We start from the raw sequence: 6860 nt of genomic DNA, 5'->3' as shown, positions 1-6860 counted from the left end.
CCCCGAGATCGTCAAGCGCGTCGAGATCCTGCGCGGCCCGGCGTCCGTGCTCTACGGCAGCAACGCCATCGGCGGCGCGGTCAGCTACTACACGCTGGACCCGGACGACATCATCAAACCGGGCAAGGATGTCGGCGCGCGTCTGAAAACCGGCTACAGCTCGGCCGACGACAGCTGGCTGACCTCTGGCACGGTGGCCGGCCGCACCGGCGACTTCGACGGCCTGTTGCACTTGAGTCAGCGCAATGGTCATGAAACAAAGTCCTACGGCGAAACCGGCGGCACCGGCCTGAACCGCACCGAGGCCAACCCCGAGGACGTGCGCACCACCAACGTGCTGGCCAAACTGGGCTGGGACTACGCCGACGATGCGCGCTTCGGCCTGACTTACGAGCACTACAAGGACGACCGCGACACTAATCAGCTGAGCGCAGTGGGCGGCCCGTTCAACGCAGGACGAGGTTTCGGCTTCTATAAATCCCGTACCGGCAACGACACCGTCACCCGCGAACGCTTCGGCCTGGAACACAGCTTTGGCCTGAACAGCGTCCTGGCTGACAACATCAAGTGGACGCTGAACTACCAGATCGCCAAGACCGATCAGAGCACCGAAGAAATCTACGCGCCGTCGCGCACCGTGCTGCGCAACCGCGATACCACCTACAAGGATCGCCAATGGGTGTTCGATGCCCAGGCTGACAAGTCGTTCGCCATCGCCGATACCGACCACCGCGTCACCTATGGTACGACCATCAAACAGGACAAAGTCACCGGCCTGCGTACCGGTAGCGGCACCTGCCTGACCGTGGCCGGCGCTTGCCGGGTCATCGGTGCCGCCAGCGCCGCCGATACCCTGAAACCGGCCAGCGACTTCCCGGATCCGACCATCAACAGCTACAGCCTGTTTGCCCAGGATCAGATCAGTTGGGGCAACTGGACCTTCCTGCCCGGCGCACGCTACGACTACACCCAGCTCAAGCCGCACATCACCGACGAGTTCCTGGTCACCGCCGACCAGAGCGGCAACGGTTTGGTGAGCGAGGACACCAAGACCTGGCATCGTCTGTCGCCAAAATTCGGCACCACCTATAGCTTCAACGATAACTACACCTGGTATGGCCAGTACGCCGAAGGCTTCCGCACGCCGACCGCCAAGGCGCTGTACGGTCGCTTTGAAAACCTGGCCGGCGGCTATCAGGTCGCGCCCAATCCCGACCTGGAACCGGAAAAGAGCAAGAGCTATGAAACCGGCCTGCGCGGCCAGTTCGAGGCAGGCACTTTCGATGTGGCGGTGTTCTACAACAAATACCGCGACTTCATCGACGAGAACGCCATCACGCCCGGCTACACCGAGACCACGTTCCAGAGCAACAACATCGCGCACGCCACCATCAAAGGTGTGGAGCTCAAGGGTCGCCTGAACCTGGACAGCTTCGGCGCCCCGACCGGTCTCTACACCCAAGGTTCGGTGGCCTACCTGTATGGCCGTAACGATGAAAGCGGCCAGCCGCTGAACAGCATCAACCCGCTGACCGGCGTGTTCGGCCTGGGTTACGACCAGGACAACTACGGCGCCCTGTTGAGCTGGACACTGGTCAAACGCAAGACCCGCGTCGACAGCACCAGCTTCAAAACCCCTGACGGCACCAGCACCCAGTTCAAGACCCCGGGTTATGGCGTGCTTGACCTGGCCGGCTTCTACAAGGTGACCGACGACGTAACCGTCAACGCTGGTTTGTACAACCTGACCAACAAGAAGTACTGGCAGTGGGATGACGTGCGCGGTTACGACAGCGTCGGCGAAGCCTCGGTCACTCAACCGGCCAACCTCGACCGCCTGACCCAACCGGGTCGCAACTTCGCGATCAATCTGGTCTGGGATATCTGACCCTGCCACCTCTCTGCGTTGCTTTTATAGAAGTGGCGCAGTGAGGTTTTTTTACTGTCAGGCGCCACGTCATTCGTCTCGTTACCAAGCGCCTCTTTTTCTCAAGGACTTCTCATGACCTCTCAGGACACTGCTCAACGCCCAGCTCTGCGTTCGCATCGTTTGAACCAGATCACAAACGAGCCTCACACCAAGCTTGATGCCTTGGTCAAAGCCCACGCACCGTTCGAAACCCAGGCCAACTTCGCGCGCTTCGTGGTGGCTCAGTATTTGTTTCAGTCGGAACTGGTCTCGCTGTACAACGATGCCGAATTGACCGCCATCGTCCCGGACCTGCCAGCTCGCTGCCGTGCTGAAGCGGCCAAGGCGGATCTGGCTGATCTGGAAACTGAAGTTCCGGCCCCCGTCGCCGGGGCGGTGAAGAATCCAACCAAAGCCGAAGCACTTGGCTGGCTGTTCGTCTCTGAAGGTTCGAAACTCGGCGCAGCCTTCCTGATCAAGCGTGCCGTGGGTCTCGGCTTGAGCGAAACCTTTGGTGCCCGCCATCTCGGTGAACCGGCCGGTGGTCGCGCTGAAGGCTGGAAAAGCTTCGTCAAAACCCTCGACGGGCTGGAACTCAGCGCACAAGAAGAAGCCGAGTTGGATAAAGGCGCAATCGACGCGTTCAACCGCTTTACCGTGTTGCTGGAACAGGCCTACGCCACCACCCCTGAATTCGCCTGACGGAATGCATTCCCCTGTGGGAGCGAGCTTGCTCGCGATAGCGGCTTAACATTCAACAGAGATGTTGAATGGTAGATCGCTATCGCGAGCAAGCTCGCTCCCACAGGGTTTGAGCAGGTCTTCCAAATTCCGATCTTGCCTCTTACGACCTCCCTTGAGTCCATGCCTGCCTCCTCAAAACTCACCCGAATCCTCTTCGGTCTCCTGGCCTACCTCAGCCTGGGCATCGGCCTGATCGCCATCGTCTTACCCGGACTGCCGACCACCGAGTTCATCCTGCTGGCCGCCTGGGCCGCGACTAAAAGTTCGCCGCGTCTGAGCGCCTGGCTGGAAAACCATCGGCTGTTCGGTTCCATCCTGCGCAACTGGCGCAACGGCAAAATCATCGCCCGCCGAGCCAAGGTCAGCGCCACCGTCAGCATGCTGCTGTGCGCCGGGTTGATGCTGGTGATGCTCGATCATGGCTGGCCGATCTTTCTGACGATTGCCGGGATGAGCCTGGGCAATCTGTGGATCTGGTCGCGGCCGGAATCGTTGCCGACAATTTCCTGAATTTCTGCCCTTTTCAGGGCATTTTCCTGCGCAAACGTTCACCTATTACCGTTCGTCGGCTTCACGTTCATGCAACCTGCGCCCACGCCGATGTGCATTAAATGGCGCTGAATGGACTTGGCGAACCGGGTCGATCCCGACTCACAGCCAACACCTCATCCATTCGCGAGTTCGTCCTATGTTCGACTCTCTCTCCATCCGCCTGAAAATCGTCCTGCTGTCCGGTCTGTGCCTGCTGGGCGTGGTCGTCCTGATCGTCGGCATGAACATCTACCAGACCGATCAGAACGATGAACTGGTCAGCGCCTCCAGCAGCAAGATGCTCACCGCCAGCGTGCAGAACCTGCTCCAGGCCAAGGCCGCCGAGCAAGCGGTGCGGGTGCAGAAGACCTTCGGCGAAAATCTGCTGGTGGTGACTGCCCTGGCCGATCAGATCAAGGACATGCGCAACATGGCGAGCAAGCGCTCCCTTGAAGCCGGCGCCCTGCGTGAAGAGTTGAACCAGAGCCTGAAAACCGCCTTCGAACGCAACAGCAAAGTGCTCGGCATCTGGCTGGCATTCGAGCCCAATGGCCTCGACGGCAAGGACAGCGAATTCGCCAACGATGCAGCTCGCCAGTCCAACGAAGCCGGTCGTTTCGCCAGCTACTGGAGCCGTGCCGGCGGTGTCGGGATCAACACGATCATGGTCGAAGACGACATGACCAAAACCACCTTGAGCCTCAGCGGCACACCCTATAACAGCTGGTACACCTGCCCTCGCGACAGCAAACGCACCTGCCTGCTCGACCCGTATGCCGACACCGTCGCCGGCAAGGAAATGCTGATGACCACCATTTCCGTACCGCTGCTGGTGGATGGCAAGTCCATCGGTGTGGTCGGTGTGGACATCGCCCTGGACGCGCTGCAAGCGGCGGCTGTCGATTCCCAACGCGATCTGTTCAACAGCGCCGGGCACATGCTGATCGTTTCCGGCAGCGGCGTGCTCGCGGGCTACAGCGTGGACGCGAGCAAGGTCGGCAAAAGCATCGGCGACACCTTGGGCGCGGACGGCAAGGACGTCCTGCAACTGCTCAGCGCTGGCACGCCGAAGATTCTCGAACAGGGTGATCTGATCCGTGCGGTGTACCCGGTCAGTCCGATTGCCGAGTCCAAGGCCTGGGGCGTGGTGATCGACCTGCCGAAACAAGTGTTGCTGGCCGACTCGGTCAAGCTGCAGGCCGTACTCAATGACGCTCAGCAAAGCGGCACGATCAAAGCCGTTTTGGTGGCGGTGATTGCCGGTCTGGTCGGACTGTTGCTGATCTGGCTCACGGCGTCCGGCGTGACCCGGCCGATCAACAGCGTGGCCGAGATGCTCAAGGCAATTGCCAGCGGCGACGGCGACCTGACGCAGCGTCTGCACTACAGCAAGAAAGACGAACTGGGCGAACTGGTGAGCTGGTTCAACCGCTTCCTCGACAAGTTGCAACCGACCATCGCGCAGATCAAACAAAGCATCACCGATGCGCGCGGCACCGCCGACCAGTCTTCGGAAATCGCCCGCCAGACCAGCGAAGGCATGCAGGTGCAATTCCGCGAAATCGACCAGGTCGCCACCGCGTCCAACGAAATGAGCGCCACCGCCCACGACGTCGCCAACAGTGCCTCGAACGCGGCGAACGCGGCCAAGGGTGCCGACCAGTCAGCCCGCGACGGCATGCAGATCATCGAACGCAGCACCCGCGACATCAATCAACTGGCCGACGAAGTCAGCAAGGCCGTGACCGAAGTCGAAGCGTTGGCAGTCAACAGCGAGCAGATCGGCTCGGTGCTGGAAGTGATCCGCAGCATCGCCGAACAAACCAACCTGCTGGCGCTCAACGCGGCGATTGAAGCGGCGCGTGCCGGGGAAAGCGGGCGCGGGTTTGCGGTGGTCGCAGATGAAGTGCGCAACCTGGCCAAACGCACCCAGGATTCGGTTGAAGAAATCCGCACCGTGATCGAACGCATCCAGACCGGCACTCGCGGCGTGGTGGCCACGATGCATTCGAGCCAGACTCAAGCTCACAGCAATGCCGGGCAGATCCAGCAGGCCGTCCAGGCCTTGAGCAAAATCAGCGACGCGGTGACGGTCATCAGCGACATGAACCTGCAAATCGCCAGCGCCGCCGAACAGCAAAGCGCGGTGGCCGAAGAGGTCAACCGCAACGTCTCGGCGATCCGCACCGTCACCGAAACCTTGACCGGGCAGGCCACCGAGTCAGCGCAGATCAGCAGCCAGCTCAACTCCTTGACCACCCATCAGATGAAATTGATGGATCAGTTTCGGGTGTAACCCTCAAAAGATCGTCCGAACGCGGCCCGAACCTTCGGCAGCTCCTACACCGATCCCTGTAGGAGCTGCCGCAGGCTGCGATCTTTTGATCTTTTGATCTATGCTGCCCTCTCTCCCGGAGGGCCTTCGATGACTGATTTACTCACGTCCATTCAAGCCGCACTCGGCTTGCCTCACACGCCGATTCCATTCACGTCGAGCGGCGCCCTGCCCTCGGCGTTTGCCGTCACCGACCTGGCGTGCGCCAGCATTGCCGCTGCCGGCCAGGCTGTCAGCGAATGGCTGCAGCAACAAACCGGTCGCTTACCCAGCCTTGAGGTCGATCGGCGCCTGGCCTCTTTCTGGTTCACCACGTCGATCCGCCCGGTCGGCTGGAGCCTCCCGCCGTTATGGGACCCGGTCGCCGGTGACTACGCCACGAAGGATGGCTGGATCCGCCTGCACACCAACGCGCCCCATCACCGCGCCGCTGCCGAAAAAGTGCTCGGTGCCTGTGCCGACCGTGCAGCGATGGCGAGCAAGGTTGCTCAATGGGCCAAAAGCGATCTGGAGCAGGCCGTGGTCGATGCCGGTGGCTGCGCCGCCGAGATGCGCAGCTGGGCGCAATGGCAGGCGCACCCCCAAGGTCAGGCCGTGAACGCCGAGCCGCTGATTCAGTTTGCTGACAACAGTCGCCAGAACGCGAAACCGTGGCAAGGCTCGGTGGCGCAACCGCTGGCCGGGATCAAGGTGCTGGATTTGACCCGAGTGCTCGCCGGCCCGATCGCCAGCCGTTTTCTGGCGGGTCTTGGTGCCAACGTTTTGCGCATCGACCCACCGACCTGGAACGAACCGGGCGTGGTGCCGGAAGTCACCCTGGGCAAACGCTGCGCACGCCTGAACCTGCACGACAAGACGGATCGCGCGGTGTTCGAAAGCCTGCTCAAGGACGCCGACATTCTGCTCCACGGCTACCGCGCCGACGCACTGGAACGCCTGGGTTACGGCGTCGCCGAACGCCAGAAACTGGCGCCCGGCCTGATCGACGTCTGCCTCAATGCCTACGGTTGGAGCGGCCCGTGGCAGAACCGCCGCGGCTTCGACAGCCTGGTACAAATGAGCAGCGGGATCGCCGACGCCGGCATGCAGTGGAAGCGCGCGGACAAACCGACGCCATTACCCTTGCAAGCGCTCGATCACGCTACCGGGTATTTGATGGCGGCCAGTGCGATTCGATTGTTGGGGCGTAGTGGATCGGCGCGCTTATCGTTGGCGCGTACGGCGAAGTTGCTGATTGAAAATGGTTCGGGAACAGATGAGCCGTTGCGGGCGGAGGATGACAACGATCAAGGACTGTTGGTTGAGCAGACGCCTTGGGGACCGGCGCATCGGTTGCAGGTG

Annotated in this window: 5 protein-coding genes and 1 pseudogene; all 6 read left to right on the top strand. The window is 61.4% G+C overall.

Features of this window, described 5'->3' with window-relative positions:
* Positions 1 to 1888 (top strand): TonB-dependent hemoglobin/transferrin/lactoferrin family receptor (locus E3W21_RS02330; protein ID WP_256661473.1); only part of this gene is annotated, 1888 nt, incomplete at its 5' end.
* A 114-nt stretch (positions 1889 to 2002) separates the two neighbouring features.
* Positions 2003 to 2611, top strand: coding sequence for a biliverdin-producing heme oxygenase (locus tag E3W21_RS02325; protein ID WP_134417581.1), 609 nt, complete (start codon positions 2003 to 2005; stop codon positions 2609 to 2611).
* A gap of 162 nt (positions 2612 to 2773) precedes the next feature.
* Positions 2774 to 3163 (top strand): YbaN family protein, encoded by a 390-nt coding sequence (locus E3W21_RS02315; protein ID WP_134417577.1) that lies wholly within the window; start codon positions 2774 to 2776, stop codon positions 3161 to 3163.
* A gap of 178 nt (positions 3164 to 3341) precedes the next feature.
* A pseudogene (locus tag E3W21_RS32240) lies at positions 3342 to 4574 on the top strand (chemotaxis protein); the annotation flags it as partial.
* Between the two features lie 150 nt (positions 4575 to 4724).
* Entirely contained in the window at positions 4725 to 5480 is a 756-nt protein-coding gene (locus E3W21_RS32235) for a methyl-accepting chemotaxis protein (RefSeq protein ID WP_371927035.1), read from the top strand.
* 129 nt (positions 5481 to 5609) lie between these two features.
* A partial coding sequence (locus tag E3W21_RS02305; protein WP_134418018.1) for a CoA transferase occupies positions 5610 to 6860 on the top strand: 1251 nt, incomplete at its 3' end.

Origin of the sequence: Pseudomonas sp. F01002 (assembly GCF_004402115.1) — a bacterium.
In the GTDB taxonomy this organism is placed as follows: domain Bacteria; phylum Pseudomonadota; class Gammaproteobacteria; order Pseudomonadales; family Pseudomonadaceae; genus Aquipseudomonas; species Aquipseudomonas frigoris.
This window is presented reverse-complemented; position numbering and strand designations above follow the sequence as displayed.